The 20,070-nt window shown below is 42.9% G+C and carries 18 protein-coding genes; 5 read left to right on the top strand and 13 right to left on the bottom strand.

Annotated elements, in window-relative coordinates; genetic code table 11:
- Positions 1–138: 138 nt before the first annotated feature.
- Complete coding sequence (locus AC13FX_RS06140; RefSeq protein WP_482879642.1) at positions 139–1,350, bottom strand: S8 family peptidase; 1,212 nt, start codon at positions 1,348–1,350, stop codon at positions 139–141.
- A gap of 253 nt (positions 1,351–1,603) precedes the next feature.
- On the opposite strand from AC13FX_RS06140, the gene AC13FX_RS06135 reads away from it, so the two are divergent.
- Together AC13FX_RS06135 and AC13FX_RS06130 are read left to right on the top strand one after the other, a co-directional pair.
- The gene (locus AC13FX_RS06135) at positions 1,604–2,176 is read left to right on the top strand and encodes an NUDIX hydrolase (protein ID WP_482879641.1); all 573 of its coding nucleotides are present in this window, start codon (positions 1,604–1,606) and stop codon (positions 2,174–2,176) included.
- 73 nt (positions 2,177–2,249) lie between these two features.
- The gene (locus AC13FX_RS06130) at positions 2,250–3,179 is read left to right on the top strand and encodes a 2-hydroxyacid dehydrogenase (protein WP_482879640.1); all 930 of its coding nucleotides are present in this window, start codon (positions 2,250–2,252) and stop codon (positions 3,177–3,179) included.
- A 61-nt stretch (positions 3,180–3,240) separates the two neighbouring features.
- Here the strand turns inward: AC13FX_RS06130 and crcB are convergent, their stop codons facing one another.
- From crcB to ppc, 3 genes are all read right to left on the bottom strand, one after another.
- Entirely contained in the window at positions 3,241–3,633 is a 393-nt protein-coding gene (gene crcB / locus AC13FX_RS06125; protein ID WP_482879639.1) for a fluoride efflux transporter CrcB, read from the bottom strand.
- 2 nt (positions 3,634–3,635) lie between these two features.
- Positions 3,636–4,727, bottom strand: a complete 1,092-nt coding sequence (locus tag AC13FX_RS06120) for a branched-chain amino acid aminotransferase (protein ID WP_482879637.1) — start codon at positions 4,725–4,727, stop codon at positions 3,636–3,638.
- 68 nt (positions 4,728–4,795) lie between these two features.
- Complete coding sequence (gene ppc, locus AC13FX_RS06115; protein ID WP_482879636.1) at positions 4,796–7,597, bottom strand: phosphoenolpyruvate carboxylase; 2,802 nt, start codon at positions 7,595–7,597, stop codon at positions 4,796–4,798.
- Positions 7,598–7,703: 106 nt separating this feature from the next.
- On the opposite strand from ppc, the gene AC13FX_RS06110 reads away from it, so the two are divergent.
- Positions 7,704–8,282, top strand: a complete 579-nt coding sequence (locus tag AC13FX_RS06110) for a DNA-3-methyladenine glycosylase I (RefSeq protein WP_482879635.1) — start codon at positions 7,704–7,706, stop codon at positions 8,280–8,282.
- Between the two features lie 30 nt (positions 8,283–8,312).
- Here the strand turns inward: AC13FX_RS06110 and AC13FX_RS06105 are convergent, their stop codons facing one another.
- Positions 8,313–9,725 carry a rhodanese-like domain-containing protein gene (locus AC13FX_RS06105; protein ID WP_482879634.1) on the bottom strand — a complete coding sequence of 471 codons (1,413 nt, stop codon included), beginning with the start codon at positions 9,723–9,725 and terminating at the stop codon, positions 8,313–8,315.
- A 73-nt stretch (positions 9,726–9,798) separates the two neighbouring features.
- On the opposite strand from AC13FX_RS06105, the gene AC13FX_RS06100 reads away from it, so the two are divergent.
- The gene (locus AC13FX_RS06100; RefSeq protein WP_482879633.1) at positions 9,799–10,395 is read left to right on the top strand and encodes a class I SAM-dependent methyltransferase; all 597 of its coding nucleotides are present in this window, start codon (positions 9,799–9,801) and stop codon (positions 10,393–10,395) included.
- Positions 10,396–10,531: 136 nt separating this feature from the next.
- Here the strand turns inward: AC13FX_RS06100 and AC13FX_RS06095 are convergent, their stop codons facing one another.
- The 8 genes from AC13FX_RS06095 to AC13FX_RS06060 all read right to left on the bottom strand — a co-directional run bounded on the left by AC13FX_RS06095 (position 10,532) and on the right by AC13FX_RS06060 (position 19,043).
- Positions 10,532–11,194, bottom strand: a complete 663-nt coding sequence (locus AC13FX_RS06095; RefSeq protein ID WP_482879632.1) for a sulfite exporter TauE/SafE family protein — start codon at positions 11,192–11,194, stop codon at positions 10,532–10,534.
- Between the two features lie 124 nt (positions 11,195–11,318).
- Entirely contained in the window at positions 11,319–12,575 is a 1,257-nt protein-coding gene (locus AC13FX_RS06090) for an NAD(P)/FAD-dependent oxidoreductase (RefSeq protein ID WP_482879631.1), read from the bottom strand.
- Between the two features lie 285 nt (positions 12,576–12,860).
- On the bottom strand, positions 12,861–13,193 hold the full coding sequence (locus AC13FX_RS06085; RefSeq protein ID WP_482879630.1) for a rhodanese-like domain-containing protein: 333 nt from the start codon (positions 13,191–13,193) through the stop codon (positions 12,861–12,863).
- A gap of 67 nt (positions 13,194–13,260) precedes the next feature.
- Positions 13,261–14,487 carry an MFS transporter gene (locus AC13FX_RS06080; protein WP_482879629.1) on the bottom strand — a complete coding sequence of 409 codons (1,227 nt, stop codon included), beginning with the start codon at positions 14,485–14,487 and terminating at the stop codon, positions 13,261–13,263.
- 19 nt (positions 14,488–14,506) lie between these two features.
- Entirely contained in the window at positions 14,507–16,237 is a 1,731-nt protein-coding gene (locus tag AC13FX_RS06075; protein WP_482879628.1) for a SulP family inorganic anion transporter, read from the bottom strand.
- A gap of 274 nt (positions 16,238–16,511) precedes the next feature.
- Positions 16,512–17,930: a rhodanese-like domain-containing protein gene (locus AC13FX_RS06070; RefSeq protein ID WP_482879627.1), complete on the bottom strand. Its 1,419-nt coding sequence runs from the start codon at positions 17,928–17,930 to the stop codon at positions 16,512–16,514.
- 111 nt (positions 17,931–18,041) lie between these two features.
- Positions 18,042–18,467 carry a DUF6691 family protein gene (locus AC13FX_RS06065; RefSeq protein WP_482879626.1) on the bottom strand — a complete coding sequence of 142 codons (426 nt, stop codon included), beginning with the start codon at positions 18,465–18,467 and terminating at the stop codon, positions 18,042–18,044.
- 18 nt (positions 18,468–18,485) lie between these two features.
- On the bottom strand, positions 18,486–19,043 hold the full coding sequence (locus AC13FX_RS06060; RefSeq protein ID WP_482879625.1) for a YeeE/YedE family protein: 558 nt from the start codon (positions 19,041–19,043) through the stop codon (positions 18,486–18,488).
- A gap of 209 nt (positions 19,044–19,252) precedes the next feature.
- Here AC13FX_RS06060 and AC13FX_RS06055 point away from each other — a divergent pair, with 209 nt between their 5' ends.
- Positions 19,253–20,041 carry a GntR family transcriptional regulator gene (locus AC13FX_RS06055; protein ID WP_482879624.1) on the top strand — a complete coding sequence of 263 codons (789 nt, stop codon included), beginning with the start codon at positions 19,253–19,255 and terminating at the stop codon, positions 20,039–20,041.
- The last annotated feature ends 29 nt before the right edge of the window (positions 20,042–20,070 follow it).

Raw genomic sequence — 20,070 nt, 5'->3', positions numbered from 1 at the left:
GTCAGTATTACATGATAGGGTTGTAAAAATTAGATGGTAAAAATACGCACATGATGTCAGCTTTGAAAACCCTCACCCAATAAAAAAAGCCTTCCCGGCTAACCGGAAAGGCTTTATAAATATTTGTGTACTAGTCTATCAGTTCACAATGATTGGATCCGGATTTCCGTCAGGATCACCATTCACATTACCATCGGTGCCGGCATTACCCAGCAACAGAACACCTGCAGCATGCGGTGAGGCCATGGAAGTTCCACTTATGGTGTTATATCCACCACCTTTCCAGGTTGAAGTAACACTCACACCGGGTGCGGCATAATCAACCGGAGGGTTTCCGTAATTCGAAAAGCTTGCCCAGTTGTCATTACTATCCATCGCAGAGATCGTATAAATATTTGATCCATTCACTCGTGCAGGAGATGAGTTATTTGCATCGGTGCTTTCATTACCTGCCGCCAAAACAAACTTCACACCATTAGAAGACGCAGCAAGCACGGCATCATCAAGTGCCTGAGAAGTTGGGCCACCCAAACTCATATTGGCCACATCGCCATTGGATCCGTTAGCTCCAACATGATCAACACCGGCGATCACACCAGAATAAGATCCGCTTCCACGACTATCCAGTACTTTCACAGGGATTACTGTAGCACCGGCTGCAACACCGATCACACCCTGGTTATTATCAACCGCTGCAATCGTTCCAGCTACGTGTGTTCCGTGACCGTTACCATCATCAAGACTTTTGCCGTCACGGCCGGATGTAAATGCATTATAGCCTCTTGAAGCGTCAACATTCAGATCAGGATGGTCTAGATCGATGCCTGAATCAATAACCCAAGCCACGTTACTGCCGGTGTATGTAGCACCACCGTTTACACGTGTGATCCCATAGGGAGTTTCCTGAGATGAACTTCCACCTCCATCTCCTCCGCCATCACCATCACATGGACCTCCGTTTGGAGTACCACAAGGAGGAGCAAAAGTGTAAACTCTATCTTTTTCTATGTAATCTACATTTTCATTCTCTTTTAGTATTTCCAATTGAGCATCACTTAACTGGGCAGTAAAACCTGCGATCACATTATTATACTTATGTACGATCTTCTCAGGTGCGATCTTTGCCTCAGCTACAAGCTTGCTGCGAACCTCTTCTACCTGCCGCACATCTCCCAACTTGAATTTACCTGAATCAGAACCTTTCATGACCACTATATATTGACCATCAATGACCTGATCGATCGATTGATCATTTGTTTCTGCAACCTCAGTTACATTTTGACATCCAACAACTGCAAACATTAGTACCAATGCCCCTGCAGTTATTTTTCTTAGTATACTATTCTGCATATTTGATTAACCTTATTTTGGTTATTGTTCTATTTATACCCAATGAATGAGTAATTACAACTTAATGTTGAATATGCAGTACATTATGATTTGACCTACATCACTGAAATATGGGAGGCAGGCTGTACTGCATGCACATCCGACATCATACATTAAACAGTTATAATTTTCCAATTTGTTACAAATTAACTTTCACAAGTATTTACAAAAGCGTTTAAAAGACCATCTTCCAGGACGTAGATCCCAGGAAAAGATGGCTCCAAATCCTCTCAATGGGGAAAATTCTGTCAGGCATTATGAACCCGCTCATGATGATTTTAGAAATAGCAGTGTTCTCGTTCCGTTGATCGCCTGGAAAAATGAACTTGAAATTTTACTGACTTTAAGAACGCAGGACATTAATCATGGGGGTCAGTTAAGCTTTCCCGGAGGAGGAAAAGAGGGAGATGAAACCATTTTTGAGACAGCACTTCGCGAATCACAGGAAGAGATCGGATTACACAAGGAAGGAGTCAATATTGCCGGAACTTTAACCTCACTTTATGTCGGGCATTCTGACAATATGGTAACACCGGTAGTTGCTTTTCTAAATGAGGAACAAAACTTCACTCCGAACCCAAATGAGGTGGAAGAGATCATTTCTGTACCTTTGAATAAACTTTTAGAAGAGAAAAACCTGATCTATGAAGAATGGAATCTTAGAGGTACTCCCTACCGTGTACCCTTCTGGAATATACATCGTGTTCCACTTTGGGGGGCTACTGCTATGATGATGAGTGAACTTGTTGAGTTATATCAGGATTTCCTTAGAGAAAAGAGTAACTAAACATTTTTTAATAGCCCTCATCCAATACTGTCTTTTTGAATCCCTATCTTCAGGTTCATCAATCAGAGAACACATGTCATTACTATTAATTGCTAAAAACCGGGATTTCACTTCTTTAAAGGATGCGATCCTTGAACTTGATCCAAACATAGATGTTGAGGTCTGGCCAAGAGTTGATAAGAAGGAACGGGTGACTTTTGCTGTTTGCTGGAACCATCCTGATAAAGTGTTATCTAACTATCCGAATTTAAGGGCCGTGTCTTCACTTGGTGCCGGGGTCAACCACTTACTGGACGATGAAAGCCTGTCTGACGGTATACCCATTGCACGATTGATCACAGAATCACTTCAAACTCAAATGGGTGATTATGTTCTAAATGCAATTACTAATTACAGGCTTCACATCAACCAATATTACAAGCAAAAACGAACAGGAGAATGGAAACCCTATACTAATATTCCCAAGACATCAATCCCGGTTGGCATCATGGGATTGGGAGAAATGGGATCCTCTGTTGCAACATTGTTGGTACAACAAGGATATAACGTCAACGGCTGGTCGCGCAGTGAGAAAGAAATTGAAGGAGTTACTTCATTTGCCGGCAATGATCAATTGGATGAGTTCCTGGGAAAAACCAAGGTATTGGTGAACCTCCTTCCTCTCACTGAAGAAACAGAAGGCATTCTGGATCTTGATATTTTCAAAAAACTAAAGAAACCGGGGTATCTGATCAATGTAGGAAGAGGGAGTCATTTGGTTGAAGAAGACCTGATCTATGCCTTTGACATGAATTACCTTGAAGGAGCTTGCTTGGATGTGTTCGAGGAAGAACCCCTTCCAAAGAATCATACGTTCTGGAATCGTGATCAGATCATGGTAACGCCACATATTGCAGCTATTACGCCGGCTGAAGAAGCGGCGAGGGTGATCGTTGAGAACTATAAACGGGCTTTGTCTGGTATGGAGCTGATGTTTGAGGTAGACAGGGAAAAGGGGTATTAATTTGAATATCGAATATTGAATATTGAACAAGGAATTTTGAAGTGTGTGTGGGAGGGGGCTGTTAGCTGAAGAGCCTGATGAGTTGATATCCGAGCCAGACGAAAACTAAACCAAATATTACCTGTATTCCGAGATTGGCAAGGCTCATCAGGAGTTTTCCGTTTTCGAAGAGGAGGAAGGTTTCGTGAGAGAAGGTAGAGAACGTGGTAAATCCGCCGAGTATGCCAACAAATATGAACAGCCGGAATTCAGGATTTCCCCAAGATCTGAGTTCAAACAGCCCGGCTAAGAATCCTATCAGTAAACAACCTATCAGATTGGCCGCTATCGTACCGTAGGGGAATTTTGAATCTGGGGCCTGGGAGATGGCAAATACTGAGATCAAATAACGAAAAACGGCTCCAATGAAACCACCGGAGCCGACTGCAAGAATTTTGATCAGATCAACATTCATGTTCAAATTTCGATCTTATGAACCCATCCAAAGGTATCTTCCCTTCTTCCGTATTGGATGCCGGTGATCTCATCAAAACATTTCTGGGCAAATTCACCGGGTTTTTTACGATCCAACTCAATGTTTTTGCCCTGGTGGTGAATTAGGCCTACAGGTGAAACAACAGCGGCTGTTCCGGAACCAAAGACCTCTTTCAGATCTCCATTTTCGTAGGCTTCGAATAGCTCATCAATGGAAATACGTCTTTCTTCCACATTCAATCCCCATTCTTTGGCCAAAGACAAAACAGACCGTCGGGTTACACCGGGCAGGATCGATCCCGTCAGTGCCGGTGAGACCAATGTATCACCGATCAGAAAATGGATATTCATGGTACCTACTTCTTCAATATACTTATGTTCTTTGGCATCCAGCCATAACACTTGTGTATATCCATCCGCTTTAGCCTTTTTAGCCGGAAGAAAACTGCCGGCATAATTTCCTGCAGCCTTAGCTTCTCCGGTACCCCCCTCAACTGCACGAACAAATTCATCTGTTGTTGTCAGTGAAACGGGATTAAAACCTTCCGAATAATATGCTCCTACCGGGGATGTGATGATCTGATAGGTAAATTTATCTGATGAACGGGCTGCAAGCAGATCATCCGAAGCAAATATGAATGGCCGTATATAGAGTGCCGTACCCGCTTTCTTTGGTATCCATTGTCGATCCAACCTGATCAGTGTTTCCAGTGCTTCTATGAAGGTCTCGTATTCCGTTTCGGGAATGCACATTCTTCTGCAGGAATTATTGAAGCGCTGATGATGAACATCCGGCCTGAAGATATGCACGGTATTTTCGTCTACATAGAACGCTTTCATGCCTTCAAAAACGGCCTGACCATAATGTAAGACATTGGTTGCCGGAGTGATCTGAAAAGGGGCATAGGGTTTTATGAGTGGTTCCCCCCATTTTCCATCCGCAAATACCATTTCAAACATGTGATCTGAGAATTTTCGTCCAAAAACGAGATTATCAAAATCAACTTCGTTGATACGGCTATTAGTAACTGGCTGTACGGTAATTCGGGTATTCTCTATTGTCTCGTTCATCATGATATTAAAATAACACCTTTCGAAATAAATTACAGTTTTGGGTCTGTTAATTAATGTTTAGCCATACGTTAACCCGTACTCTGCATGGCCGCAGCTATTCCGTTTATATTTAGGAACAGCACCTCAGTCAATTCTTCTTTCTGGGACTGAGTTTCAGCTTTTCTCCATCTCTTCAGCAACTCTGCCTGTATAAAGTTCATCGGATAAGTGAATGGATTCCGGAATAATATAGAATTCTGTATCACTTTATTGTGATCCAAAATATGATCAAAACCAGTCACTTTTGTAACATATTTTTCGGCTTCACTGAATTTACGAATTAATTTATCGTGAAATTTTGAGGGTTTAAAATTATACAAATCCGAAGTTGGCAGATGGGTTCTGGCCATTTCTCTTTGTGAATTATTCAGAACGGTACTGAAAAAGGTCCACTCCTTATGCCATTTTTGTAATGTCTTCATCCCATCATCATGGTTTCCGATCACGGATTCAATTCCCTCAGCTATGCCATACCATCCGGGGGTATTGTACCGTACCTGTGTCCAGGCAAATACCCAGGGAATAGCCCGAAGCGTATCAAAGGTCATATCATCTGAAGAACCCCTCGATACCGGCCTGGAAGCGATCGGCAGTTTACCAATATGCTCAATGGGTGTGATCGCTGAGTACCAGTCCCAGAATTCCGGGTCATCTATCAGTTCACGATATGCTTTCATGGAAGTTTCAGCAATTTCCTCAATAATGGCCCTTTCATTTTCCTTTCCTGAAAGATAACCGGTGGCTTCATCATGCTGAGCCATTGTAACCGTGGCCATGGCATTCACGATCTGCTCGAGATGCCGGTGTGTGATTGATGGCAACATATAGCGGAATGAGATCACCTCTCCCTGCTCCGTGAACCGGATCCGCCCGTTATTAGCAACGGCCGGCATAGCTACAATAGCCTGATTGGATTGTCCTCCACCGCGTCCCACCGTTCCGCCACGACCATGAAATAACCTGAAATCAACATTATATTTTCGGCACACTGAACCCAATTCATATTGAGCTTTATCAAGTGCCCAGTTTGCCATCCAGTACCCCCCGTCTTTGTTACTGTCAGAATATCCAAGCATGATCTCCTGAAAATTATCACGAGATGCCAGGTACTCAGAAAACAGCTCGTGTTTGTACATTTGCTCCATAAGTCCTGCACTTTTCTCAAGATCCTCAATGGTCTCAAATAGTGGTACCACATCAAGTTGGCTGTCCACTTTTCCTTTTTTATAACTCCAAAGGCCATTCTCTTTTGCGATCAGCATAACCTCCAGCATGTCACTTATTCCGTGTGTCATGCTGATGATATAACTTCCAAATATTTCAGGATTCAATGCCAGCATGTCCCGTATTTCTTCAAATACATTCATTACCTTTGCGGAAACCTCTGACCTGTCACTTTTAACAGGGCTGAGTGGTCTCGGGTTTTTCAGCTCCGTGACCAACGTTTCGATCTTCTCCTCTTCATCAAGATCACTGTAATCATTCAGAACATTTGCCTGAGCCAATAACTCTTCAACTGTCTCTTCATGTAAGCTGCTGTGCTGACGGATATCCAGAGAGCTCAGATGAAACCCAAAAGTTTTAGCCCTTATGATCAGATCCTGCAATTTTCCCTGTTCTGAAAGTCCGGACAATCCATTTTTCACCAGGCTTTCTTTTATGACCTCAAGATCTTTAATAAAATCTTGTTGTGTGTAGGTTTGAGCCGATTGAATGATTTCCTGCTTATCGGCTGAAAGCTTATTGATCAGAAAACGGACCTTATGCATCATATGAGTGACCTTTCGACGATACATTTCATGCTTATATCGTCTCTCATACCGTTCTGTTAGCGGAAAATCCTTTTCATCCTTTTTGACAGAATCTTCCAGCTCTTTGGAAACCTTTGCCTGCTTATCCGAAACGCTCAAATATCGGCGCAATTCATTCAACTCATCCAGATACAGGTTCAGTACGGTTTTACGCTGTTCGATCACCGTCTGCCAGGTCACATTGGAGGTTACATTTGGATTACCGTCGCGGTCGCTGCCTATCCATGAGCGATATTTAAGTACGATCGGTACTTCCGGCCTTTTATTGTAATAGGTATCGAAGGCCTGACGAATATCACGATACAGAACCGGAATAGAGTCCCATATTGAATGTGTAAAGTAGAAAAGGCCATTCTCAACTTCATCTTCAACGGTCAACCTTTCAGACCGGACCTCATCTGTCAGTAGCAACAGATTCAATTGGTTAAGGATCTCACGGTGCAGATCTATCTTTTCATCCGGAGTGATATCTGAATCTCCCAGTCTTGAGATCATGGAAGCCAGTTCCTGCTGTTTCAGTAAAACACTACGCCGACGGGCCTCAGTGGGATGAGCCGTGATGGTAGGCTGTATATCCATCTGCTTAAAAACATTCAGGGCTTCTTCATATGTATACCCTCTTTCCTTCATGTTGTGAACCGATTCAGCTATACTTTCTTTCCGGGGTGATACCGGTGTTTCCTCAAACTCTCGCCTCCGGTTCACCCTGCTTATCTCATGTTGCTCCAGTGAATTAACCAGGTGAAAGAAAGTGGTATACATCTGAAGGATCTCCTTGATCTCACCGATCGAGAGGCCTTCCATTTCATTTTCCAGTTTCTCCAATAGCTTTTCATTCCCCTGATCCAAAGCTTGTGCACTTTCTATAGGCAACCGTCCAAGGGTTTTAACCAGTTCCTCTCCATGTTTCTCAACTGTCAGTTCTTCCAGTATTTCGGTTAGCTTGATGACACGTTTCGTTAGACTTTGACTGATTCCGCTTTTTTCAGCAAGATCTTTTACAGTTTCTTTCCAATTCATGAATTACTTGTTTTATATTGAGTGTGTGAGAGAGTTTTATAAGGTAGAAATAATTGAACTCTTATATAATTACGGCAAGGTCAATTCTTTACATTAATTACATAAAATGAGCATAAAACGTTGCGCATGGGTTGAAGGTCAATTTCCTGAGTACATTGAATACCACGATAAAGAATGGGGTGTTCCGGTCTATGACGATCACGTCCATTTTGAATTTTTGACCCTTGAGGGAGCACAAGCCGGATTAAGCTGGTCCACTATCCTTAAACGGAGAGATGGTTACCGAAAAGCATTTAAAAATTTTGCCCCTGAAAAAGTTGCCCGTTTTGATGAGGCCAAAGTTCAGGAATTGAAACAGAATGCAGATATCATCCGTCATGAACTTAAGATCCGGTCTGCCGTCTCAAATGCCCGCCATTTTATGGAAATACAAAACGAATTTGGCAGTTTTAATAAATATGTTTGGCAGTTTGTAGGAGGTGAACCGATCGTGAACCATTGGGATTCAATGAAACAAATACCGGCCAATACCAAAGAATCTGATGCTTTAAGCAAAGACCTCAAAAAGCGCGGTTTCAAGTTTGTAGGCAGTACCATCATATACGCCTACATGCAGGCTTGTGGACTGGTAATGGATCACACTACAAATTGTTTCCGGTATCAAGAACTTTTGAATATCGAATAATGAACAAGGAATAATGAATTTCGAAATTCATTATTCTTTATTCTCCTCCAGCCATTCCTCTATCAGGTCATCCACATATTTGACAACGAAATCTTTGCTTTCGAGCAGTGCTGAAGCAGCCGCAGCCCTTGCTCCTGATTGACAGGATACCATCACCGGTTTATCTTCAGGCACTTCATCCATTCTCTCAAGTAAACGAGTATGAGAAATATTAATGGACCCGGGAATGTGGCCTTCCTCAAATTCGGAGGATGTTCTTACATCCAATAGATACGCAGCCTCTTTGTTCAAATAATGTTCTGCTGCATCAAAATTGATCGTCTCCGTAGAAAATAATTCACCACCATCCTCCTCAAATTTCTTAAGCTGTTTCGGTGTGGCATAACCAAAAACCTTATCAAGACCTATTCGAATCAGGTCTGTTACTGCTTCCTCAACATTGTCTTCCTCTATGATCAGGAATATCTTTTCATTTTCCAGAATGTAAGAACCTGCTACTGTATTGAAAGCTTTATTAAGCGGTGATAGTAACGAACCCTGAATATGGCCACTCATAAATTCAGCCCGCTCACGGGTATCGAGTATCACCGCTTGTGTCATTCGAACCTCCCCTATCATCTGTGCCACCGTCATATTACCGGGCTGAGGAAGACCTCCAAGAACCTTAGGTCCTTTCCTGTTATCGCGTTTCATTCGCGCAAAATACAGTGGCGGTTCGGGTTGACCCTGTAAAATATAATCCACAAAATTCTGTTCTGATGTGGCAGCACGCAGTGAATCATTAAACCTTTGTTCATATCCTATTGTAGATTCCGGAATAGCCCCTAGCGCTTTTCCACATGCACTACCGGCTCCATGTCCCGGCCATACCTGCCAATATTCCGGCATATCCATAAAGGTCTGGAGGGAACGATACAATTCACGTGCTGAATCTTCCATGACTCCTTCCATACCGGCAGCGGTCTCAAGCAGATCCGGTCGGCCTACATCCCCTACAAATACAAAATCACCCGACAGTATCCCCATCGGTTCCTCAGCAACCGCACCATCCGTTACCAGGTAGCTGATATGTTCCGGAGTATGTCCCGGGGTGTGTTTTACAGTAAATTTGATATTACCGATCGTAAATTCATCACCCTCTTTAAGTAACCGATGGGTGTAATCACTCCCTGTGACCCACTCATATTTCCAGTCAGCATCACCTTCATCCGATACATATACTTTTATTCCTTTTTCAGCGAACTCACGCATTCCTGTCAGGTAATCGGCATGGATATGAGTCTCTGCAGCAGCAACGATCTCCAACCCTTCTTTTTCTGCAATATCCAGGTACCGCTGGATATCCCGCATAGGATCTACGATGATCGCTTCGCCAGAAGCCTGACAACCGATCAAATAAGCATATTGAGCTAGTTTTTCTTCAAAAATTTGCTGAAAAAACATGAATGAGATAGTATTAATTTCCGTTAGTTAAGCTGTATGAAAATACCACATTAAACATCCATCAAAAACTGAAATGAAAGATTTTTGGAACGAGCGCTACGCTGAAACTGAATTCGTTTATGGAACCGAACCAAACCGGTTCTTCAAAGAACAACTTGACAAGCTTGAACCGGGCAGGATCCTTCTTCCCGCAGATGGTGAAGGAAGAAATTCAGTGTACGCGGCAACTCAGGGCTGGGAGGTCGTTGCGGTGGATTACAGTCACTCCGGCCGGAAAAAGGCCTTAAAACTGGCTGATGAAAAAGATGTGGAAATCACTTACGACATTGCAGATTTATCGGAATATGATTTCAAAGTGAACCGATTCGATGCTACCGCCTTTATTTACGTGCATCTACCCCGTTCTATCATCAAGGATGTTTACTCCAACATCATTAAAAGCCTGAAGCCGGGTGCACCGATCATTGTTGAAGTGTATTCAGTCCAACAACTTGGCCGTGAATCAGGCGGACCAAAGGATGAACGGGTACTGTATACTGAGGAAAAATTAAGGGGGCTGTTATCTGGTACTGATATTGAATGGATGGAGGAAATGGAGATCGACCTAAAAGAAGGAAAATACCATGTGGGTAAAGCGATGGTGATTCGAGCAATGGCTTTCGCGAATTAGGAATGAGTGCTTTTCATTAATGAATATGTAGAAGACGGTCATTCCTGCGCTGGCAGGAATCTAAATGTCATATTTTTATCAGTAATTCTTTCATCAGGTAAAGCCGGATCTTCCGGATTGTACCTAATTGGTAATGCTAATGACCACCCATCATAAAGAGTCCGCGGTAGATCAGGATAAGTCCTAAAATAATGGTAGCCCAGGGTAGAAATTTCTGGATCTTTCTTCGCATCTCCACACTTAAGAAGCCGGGGCTTAAGGCAACGGTGAACATAGCCGGCATGGTTCCAAAACCAAACCCGGTCATAAAGATCATACTTGAAGTGGTACTTCCGGTATTTAAAGCTGCTGCAATAGCCATATAGACAAATCCACATGGAAGAAGTCCGTTTAACAAACCGATTCCGAATAGAGCAGAGACTGAGTTCTTTTTCATTAAAGCTTTAAAAGGCTTCACGATCGCTCCCATCCTGTTTGATGGAAAGGCCTGCCAGCTGTTCAGTTTGTTTCTGACTTTTGGGATCAAAACTGCAGCTATAATTAAAACACCCGTCAGAACGGATAGCCATTTCTGAAAGCCTACCAATCCGGCCAGTTTTCCGAAAAAGCCCACTACAGTTCCCAATAGAACATATACGATGGTCCTACCCAGGTTGTAGAGAAAGATCCCTGTGTATTTCTTCACCCCTTGCATGGCGTTTACGGGAAGAGCCAGGGCGATCGGCCCGCACATACCCACACAGTGTGCACTACCCAAAAAGCCAAATAAAAGTCCGCCGATCAGCCACTCATTGATCATCTATAATTATTCCAAAAGAATTGATATTTATGATTAGTTAATATAAAAAACCTCTCATCAGAATGACCAATGAGAGGCATGGATATAACTTTTCTTTTTAAATTCTAACTGAATCTGATTTTAATTACACCTTCTTCCCTTTCAGCATCTTATTCCAATATAGGTAAGGTAGTACATACTTTTTAAGCAACCACAACCTGTAATGTTCTTTAGAGCTGTCAAATACCAGCATTTGCTTCAGTTTTGGATCCGGTGTGAAGTTGTTGTCATAGTCAAACTCCGCTAATATCATCTTACCGTAGCCTGTTATCAACGGGCATGAGGAATATCCGTTGTATGATGCATTATCCGCTTCTTTTTCGGCCATCAGCTTAAATATATTATCGATCACTATCGGTGCCTGTTTACGAATGGCAGCTCCCGTTTTGGCCGTTGGTAATCCACACACATCACCCACTCCAAATATGTTCGGGTATTTATTATGCTGTAAGGAATGATGATCAACATCCAGCCATCCTTCAGCATTTACCAGGTCTGAGTTTCTTACAAATTCCGGTGCTCGTTGTGGCGGGGCCAGGTGCAACATATCAAATGGCATTTCGATATCAGCATCTCCAACCAAAGTCTCACCCAAGACATTTCCTTCCTGAACCGTACAATCATTTTCATCGGTTTGAATGAATTTGAAGTGAACGATCTTATTCTCAACATCTATACGTACCGGTGCATAGTAAGGACGGAAATAGATATCATATCTCTCGATCACTTTCTGTAAAGTCCTTCTGATCTTATCTACTCCAAAAATGACCGTACCGGGGGTGGCAAACACAACATTGGCATCAATATTATTCTTTCTGAAATAGTCTGCCGATAAATAACAGATCTTCTGTGGCGCACCACCACATTTGATCGGGGTATTAGCCTGAGTGAAGATGGCATTTCCGCCTTTAAAATTTTTCAGGGTTTCCCAAACATGTTCAGGGTCTGTATAGTTACTGCAAACGATCCCTTTTTCCATGGCTTCAGGAAGACCCTCGATCATCTCAGGAGCCATAACCAATCCCGGAGAAACGATCAGGTATTTATATTCTAGGTCACCATTTGCTTCCGTAGTTACTTTATTTTCTTTTGGTTTGAAACCAATGGCTTTATCCTTGATCCAGGTAACTTTATCCGGCATTACCTCTTTCATGGGTTTAGCAGTTTTTTCCATATCGTAGGTACCTGCTCCTACCAATGTCCAGGCCGGTTGATAGTAATGGGTATCCCCGGGTTCAATGACCCCAACTTTTAGCGACGGATCTTTCTTCAAGATCTGTGATGAGGTCATTATTCCACCTGTTCCACCGCCAATTACAAGTACATCAAAAGCTTTATCCATGATCATCCTTTAATTTTGTTTAACTGAAATAAAATAAATCTACCTCTGTATTCCGACTTGTAATGACAAGCAGGGTCAAAAGTCATGCCTCAGTGTAGTACAATTATGTGAAGATTTATTTAAAGTACTTTATGATCACTTCAAGAGCCTTAAGTTTTTATAGACGATCTGTTTCTATTCTTCCAAGTTGAATATATCCGGGCATTAAAAAAGGGCGTACATAATACGCCCTTTTTGCTTCACGAACGATCAATCACTGTGAAGTTATACTATGAACTAAGGAAACTATTCGGCTTCAAACCCGGCATTTGCAAGGTCCTCGAAACCACCTATGTTATATACCTTTTCGAATCCCTCACTTTTCATGATGCGGGCAGCCTGTCCGCTTCGGTTACCTGTTCGGCAGTACAAATAGTACGTCTTGTCTTTTTCCAATTCATCCAGTGAATCTTCAAACTCACCATTCATCAGGTCAAGCTGCATATCTGTTTTAGCAAGGTGACCTTCGTCGTACTCTTGCTGAGTGCGCACGTCTATAACGACGCCTGCATCATCTGCATATTTCTCCTTGAATTCATCGATACTTATATCGATGCCATTTGATTGTTTTGTAAACATGTTAAACATGATAATACCTATAATTAATATTGACGCTATTGTTAAAATCGTTTTCCACATAATGCTATCAGGTTAAGTGAGCTATTGGTTTTTTAAGTTTATTCATACTGAATAACAAAGTAATTCCGGATATCATTACAATAATTCCTGTGATGGTAATGGCAAACCCCAGGTCGAATATATCTGCTAATATCCCAGCCAGAAGGGCTCCTACCGCATATCCTCCGTCTCTCCATAGCCTGAAAACCCCAATACTCTCTGCCCGGTCTTCCGGGTGAACCAGATCTGCCACGGCTGCCAGAAAGGTCGGATACACCATAGCGGTTCCAATACCGAGGAAAGAAGCAGCGATCACAAATTCATAAAATTGATCTAGCAATGGAAACACTAAAAGACTTCCGGCCTGAACCATCAATCCTGCAAGCAGCATATTTTTTCGGCCTGTAAAATCAGATATTTTTCCGGTCACAACCTGAAGGATCCCCCAAAATGCCGGGTAGATCCCGGTTACAATACCTATTTGGTATAGGTCCAGACCGGCAGCAGCCAGATAGAGCGGGAAAATTCCCCACGCCATTCCATCTTTTAAATTCGTAGCCATTCCGGATTGTGAGACGGCAAACAAATTGCGATCTCCAAATGACCCTTTCCAGAATAGATTCTGCTTACTTCGTTTTTCATTGCCACCTTCAGATGACTCTGCCATTACCCAGGGGGCAGTGTCCTTAACCAGGGCTACTGACATCAGCAAACCAATTCCGGCCAGTCCAATACCCAGATAGAACGGGTAAGGACGCAATCCAAACTCTGAAGCGATCCAGCCTGTCAAAAATGCCACAACGGCCACGGCTAGATATCCCGCAAATTCATTTAGCCCCATGGCCAGACCACGATCTTTTTTCCCGGCCAGATCAATTTTCATGATCACATTAGCCGACCATGCCAGCCCCTGGTTGATACCCAAAAACACATTAGCCACGATCACCCAGTTCCAGCTGTCGGCCATCATTAAAATAAATGGCACCGGCAGGCCAAATAACCAACCGATGATCAACATTTTCTTTCGGCCAAATTGCTGGGCAAAACGGCCGGCAAAATAATTGGATGCAGCTTTGGTGATCCCAAACACAACAATGAAAGAGAAGATCGCCGAACGGGCGGCCATTCCAAATTCACTTTCTGCTATTTCAGGGAGAATTGTTCTCTCCAACCCTACCATGCCACCAACAAATGCGTTGATAAGCACAAGTAGCGAAAATTGCTTCCAATTATGTCTTAAACCAAGGGGATTCATTTAGTGGCTTAAAGCTTGTTTAAAGATTTGTTTGAACGGGTGAATAATCGTGATCTTTCTGATGCCCAGCTTTATATGCTTCAATGGCATCAGATACATCGAAATAGAAATTCGAGATACTCAATCCATCAGTAATTCCACTGATCTTGAGTTTATCACGAACAGGTCCAATAGCTCCGGCAAAATATAATTCAATATCCTTGTCATCCAGGTCTTTGATCAACTCTTCCAGAGCATGTACACCTGTTGAATCGACGCTATTTATGGCCGATGCATCCAATACCACCAGTTCCAACCCTTCTCCCTTTTTATCTATCAGGGTGTCTATAGCCGAACGGAAATGTTCAACATTCGCGAAGTATAATTCAGAGTCAAAGCGATAAACCAGGATCTCTTCCTCAGTTCTAGCCTCTTTATATCTGTTCACATTTCTGAAATTTTTGGTCTCACCGAGGCGGCCCAACTCGGTACTGTGTGGTTTAGTGCTGTTATAGATCACCATCACGAGCGACAATACCACACCTATTGCAATTCCCTCCTCAATTCCAAGAGCCAGAGTTGCAATGAAAGTGGCCATTAACATTGCCAGGTCTTTCTTGTCGGTTTTCCAAAGGTGTTTCATTTCATGGGTATCAAACAATCCAGCCACAGCCACAACAATAATGGCACCCAATACTGCTTTCGGCAGATAATAGAATAAAGGGGTAAGGAAGAGTACCGTCAGTGCTATAATAACCGCACTTATGATAGACGCCATACCCGTACTGGCACCGGCCTGATCATTCACAGCTGTTCTGGAAAACCCACCTGTGGTCGGATAAGATTGAAATAAGGCGCCACCAATATTGGCTACACCCAATCCAATGAGTTCCTGATTGGGATCCACCTTATATCCTCGCTTATTGGCGATAGCTTTAGCCACTGCTATGGATTCCATATAACCGACCAATGAGATCACAAGTATAGTTGGAAAAATCACCTCAAAATCTGACCAGCTAAAAGACGTGAGCTTAAAACTTGGTAATCCTTCAGGCACCTGACCCACTATGGCAACGCCGGACTCGTGAAGCCCAAATATGTAAGTAACCAAGGTTCCCAATCCCACTACCACTAATGCTGATGGGAATGTCTTTTTCCATTTCCTTAATAAAATGATAGTAGCAATGGAACCGAACCCTATCAACGCCGTGAACAGATCGATCTCACTGGCTTTCTGGATCGTGTTCATTACGATCTCATGCACATAGTTGGTTCTTGGTATATCAATTCCCAGAATGCTCTTCACCTGACTGCCTCCAATGATCAAGGCCGCGGCAGAGGTGAATCCACTCAATACCGGATGAGACAAGAAGTTCACCAAAAAACCCATCCTAAAAACTCCCATGAAAAACTGGAATAAACCGACTCCCATTGCCGTCATAATAGCCAATTGTATAAAGCGGTCACTGCCAACTTCTGCAATTTCGCCCACACCGGCTAAAACCAGCAACGATACCATGGCAACCGGCCCTACGGCAAGCTGTCTCGATGTACCAAAAATGGCATAAAGAATCAGCGGTACAATGGATGCATACAGACCATAAATAGGCGGTAGTCCGGCAAGCATGGCATAGGCCATCCCTTGTGGGATCAACATAATACCAACCGTAATACCCGCGTTAAGGTCACCCTTTGCATCCTCAGAGTTATAGGACTTTATCCAGTCCAGGATCGGGATATATTTTGCGATGAATGATGTATTAGATTTCATTGTGGTGATTCGATTTTGAATCGGTTACCGTAGGGGAATTCCGTAGAATGCCTCTACAAAAACCGGCTTATGAATTTCAATGTTTAATTTTATTAGAACCCAAGAGGCCTCTCACATCCCCTTGGGATGGGTTTTCGGGGTACAAATTACTTGACTCTCTTTTTGACCAACCCCATCAAGTTTTAGAAATGCGAATAAGTTTTCATTATCCGCTCTTTTTTGATAGATGCCGTAGTGGGCGATCACAAGCCGCCCCTACGAACTCTATCAACAATTAAGCAGTCGCTGCTGCTCTTTTTTCATAGTTCTCCCACTCATCATCGATGAGGGTAACTTCGTAGCCATTACGTTGCAAGAGAGCGGCTGCTACAGCTGAACGACCTCCTGCCTGGCAATGAACTACGATCTTTCTTTCACTTGGCACTTCATCGATTCTTGGAAGCAATCGGGTGTGAGCGATATTTTGTGCTCCCTCGATGTTTCCTTCATCATATTCTGAAGCCTTACGAACATCCAGGATCTGATAGTTGTCGTCACCGACATACTTATCAATGCCATCGAACTTCTCTACAGCCAGTGTTTCAAGCTCGCCGCCATGCTCAGCATAGTGATCCAGATCAACCGGAGTCACATAGCCAACCACATTGTCAAGACCAATTCGATACAGGTCACGAACAGCTTCAGTCAGCTGATGTTCTTCCACGATCAGATAGATCTCTTCATCTTCAGTGATATAAGAACCGGCAACGGTATTGTACTGCTTGTTCAGCGGTGACAATAGTGATCCTGGCAGGTGTCCCTGAGAGAATTCATCTCTTTCCCTGGTATCCAGAACTGCCACTTTTTTATTTCCGGACAGTTTACCCAGCTCTTTCAGGGTCAAATGCTTAGGCTGTGGTAGCCCTTTGATCACTTTTGGTCCAATTTTATTATCACGCTTCATTCTTGCAAAATACAATGGTGGCTCAGGTTGGCCTTCCAGAATGAATTTCACAAAGTCATCTTCTGAAGTCGCTGATTTGATGGATGCATTGTATCGCAACTCATAACCAACGGTGGTTTCAGGTATGGCACCAAGTGCTTTTCCGCATGCACTGCCTGCGCCGTGACCAGGCCAGATCTGCATGAATTCCGGAACACTCTTGAAGTCCTCAACTGATTTGAACAAGGTTCGGGCTGAAGGCTCCATTACGTTTGCTTGTCCGGCAGCAGATTCGAGCAGATCAGGACGACCAACATCACCTACAAAGATGAAATCACCTGTGGCAATACCAATTGGTTGATCAGCGGCTGCACCATCAGTAATGAAATAGCTTAAATGTTCAGGTGTATGACCCGGTGTATGCCATGCTTTAAAGGTGATATTTCCAATACTGAATTCATCACCGTCATTGAGTAACTGATAGTCATAGTCACTGCCGATAAGCCACTCATACTTCCAGTCTTTATCTCCTTCATCAGAAGCGTAAACTTTCACGCCTCTCTCGGCAAACTCGCGCAGACCGGATATGTAGTCAGCGTGAATGTGTGTGTCTGCAGCACCTACAATGGTCAGGTTTTCTTTTGCTGCAGCTTCAATATACTGATCGATGTCTCTCATTGGGTCGATCACGATAGCTGTTCCTTCAGCCTGGCAACCAACCATGTAAGCATACTGTGCTAGTTTTTCGTCAAAGAATTGTTTGAAATACATAATGTGTCTCCTGTGTTGTTTTATTAAATAATCTTGGGTTTCAGATCTCTGGGCTCAGTAGTCAGTATTTCTTTACTGAGTTCTAACTCCTGATCTCTGAGTTCATTTTCATTAATGAGGTAAAGAATCTCGAAGCATACCATAGACGTAGGTTCCTGCAATTGCTGATAAAATTGGGATGATCATCACGGTAATTCCGCTACCGAGAAGTGCGAACATGGGTCCCGGGCAGGCTCCCAACAATGCCCAGCCTAAGCCGAACATGCTTCCGCCAATAATGTAACGCTTCCATTGCGTGGCATCTTTTGGTGGTATAGTGATTGGATTACCTTTGGTATCCTTAATGTTCTTTTTCTTTATGATCTGAACTGAGATGATACCCACCACAACTGCCAGACCTATAATTCCGTACATGTGAATTGAATCAAACCGGAACATTTCCTGAATTCTAAACCAGGAAACCACTTCAGACTTCACCAGAATGAATCCAAAAACTGTTCCTATCAATAAGTATTTGAGATATTCTAAAATTTTCATTGTTCTGCTTTTAATAATTTAAAGTATGATTGGATAGATCAGGTAAGTCATCAATAAGCCACCGATGAAGAAGCCTATCACAGCTATCAGTGAAGCAAGCTGAAGATCAGATAGTCCGGATATAGCATGGCCGGATGTACATCCGCCGGCATATCGGGCTCCAAATCCTACCAGGAATCCTCCTAGTATCATCACGATGAGTCCCGTTGGTGTGCCTAAAGCCTCCCAAGAGATGAGGTCGGCTGGCACCAATCCACTAAAGTCATTTATTCCCAGTGCCTGAAGATCCGTGACCGTTGATGCAGCCAGGTCGATAGGTTCAGGGTTTGCAAATACGTATCCTCCAAGAAAACCGCCTAGTACGGATCCTACCAAAAAGGTAATATTCCACCAACCGGCTTCTTTCCAGTCATAATTGAAAAATTCTACGTTGCCAAAGTTACATGCTGCACATGCATGGCGTAAGTTCGCCGAAACACCAAACATCTTTCCTCCCAGAATGAGAAGTACCGGAACGGTTAATCCGATGATCGGACCGGCAATGTACCAAGGCATAGGTTGAGTAAGTATGTCCATTGTATTTTTGTTAGTTGATTGATCGTTTAATTTTTCTTCACACCAATGATACAAGAGTTTTTAAATTTGTATCAACATGTTATAACAAGTATATTCATTCCGATATTTATCGGGATTTTTATGGTCGCAATGACATTATAGGTGTTATTTATGATGTGTTAACACTTGTATTAAACTATTTACTATTTATTGAATATAAGTACACAGATATGGAACAATTAGCCTCAAAACACGAGCAAGTCAAACAGCATCTACAGAAAGAGATCACTGAAGGAAATTATGAGTCAGGCGAAAAACTCCCTTCAGAGAAAAGACTGTGTGATTATTTCAAGGTGAGCCGTGTAACGGTTCGGCATGCTTTGCAGAATCTCGAAAATGATGGCCTGATCTATCGCAAACAGGGCGTCGGTGCTTTTGTGAGCGACAAGAATATGAAGAGTAATCTGGTCAGGTTAACTGACTTTGCTGAGGACATGAGGCAAGCCGGTCTTGAAAGCAGTTCCCGGTTAATTAATTTAAAGAAAGTGGATCCGATAAAGGAAGTAAACGAGATCCTTGATATTCGTCCCGATATGAAACTGATCCGGGTTGACCGCATACGCCTGGGAAGTGGTAACCCAATAGCTTTTGATATTACCTGGCTTCCCCCCGGATATGGGCAGCTTTTGTTTGATGAGGACCTCACTACGCAGACTATTTATAATATAATTGAAGAAAAATATGAGATCCCTATTCAGGCAGGCAGTTATAAACTAACCGCTGCCAATGCAGATGAATACATTGCAAAACATCTACAGGTAGAACCCAATGATGCCTTACTGGAAATAGACCGGTGTTCACGCACTACCGGTGGTAAGAAAGTATATTTTCAGAAGCGGTACTATAACCCCAAACACGTATCATATGTGATGGAATTATCCCGGGCAGACGAGCAAAACGAGATGTCTTCAAAAGACGGACTTCCCCTAAAAGAATTTTCGCCAAAGTTTGCTAAATAATAGCATTTACAGCATTTTCCTGTTTACAT

Source organism: Gracilimonas sp. B-17, from assembly GCF_056857935.1.
This window is presented reverse-complemented; position numbering and strand designations above follow the sequence as displayed.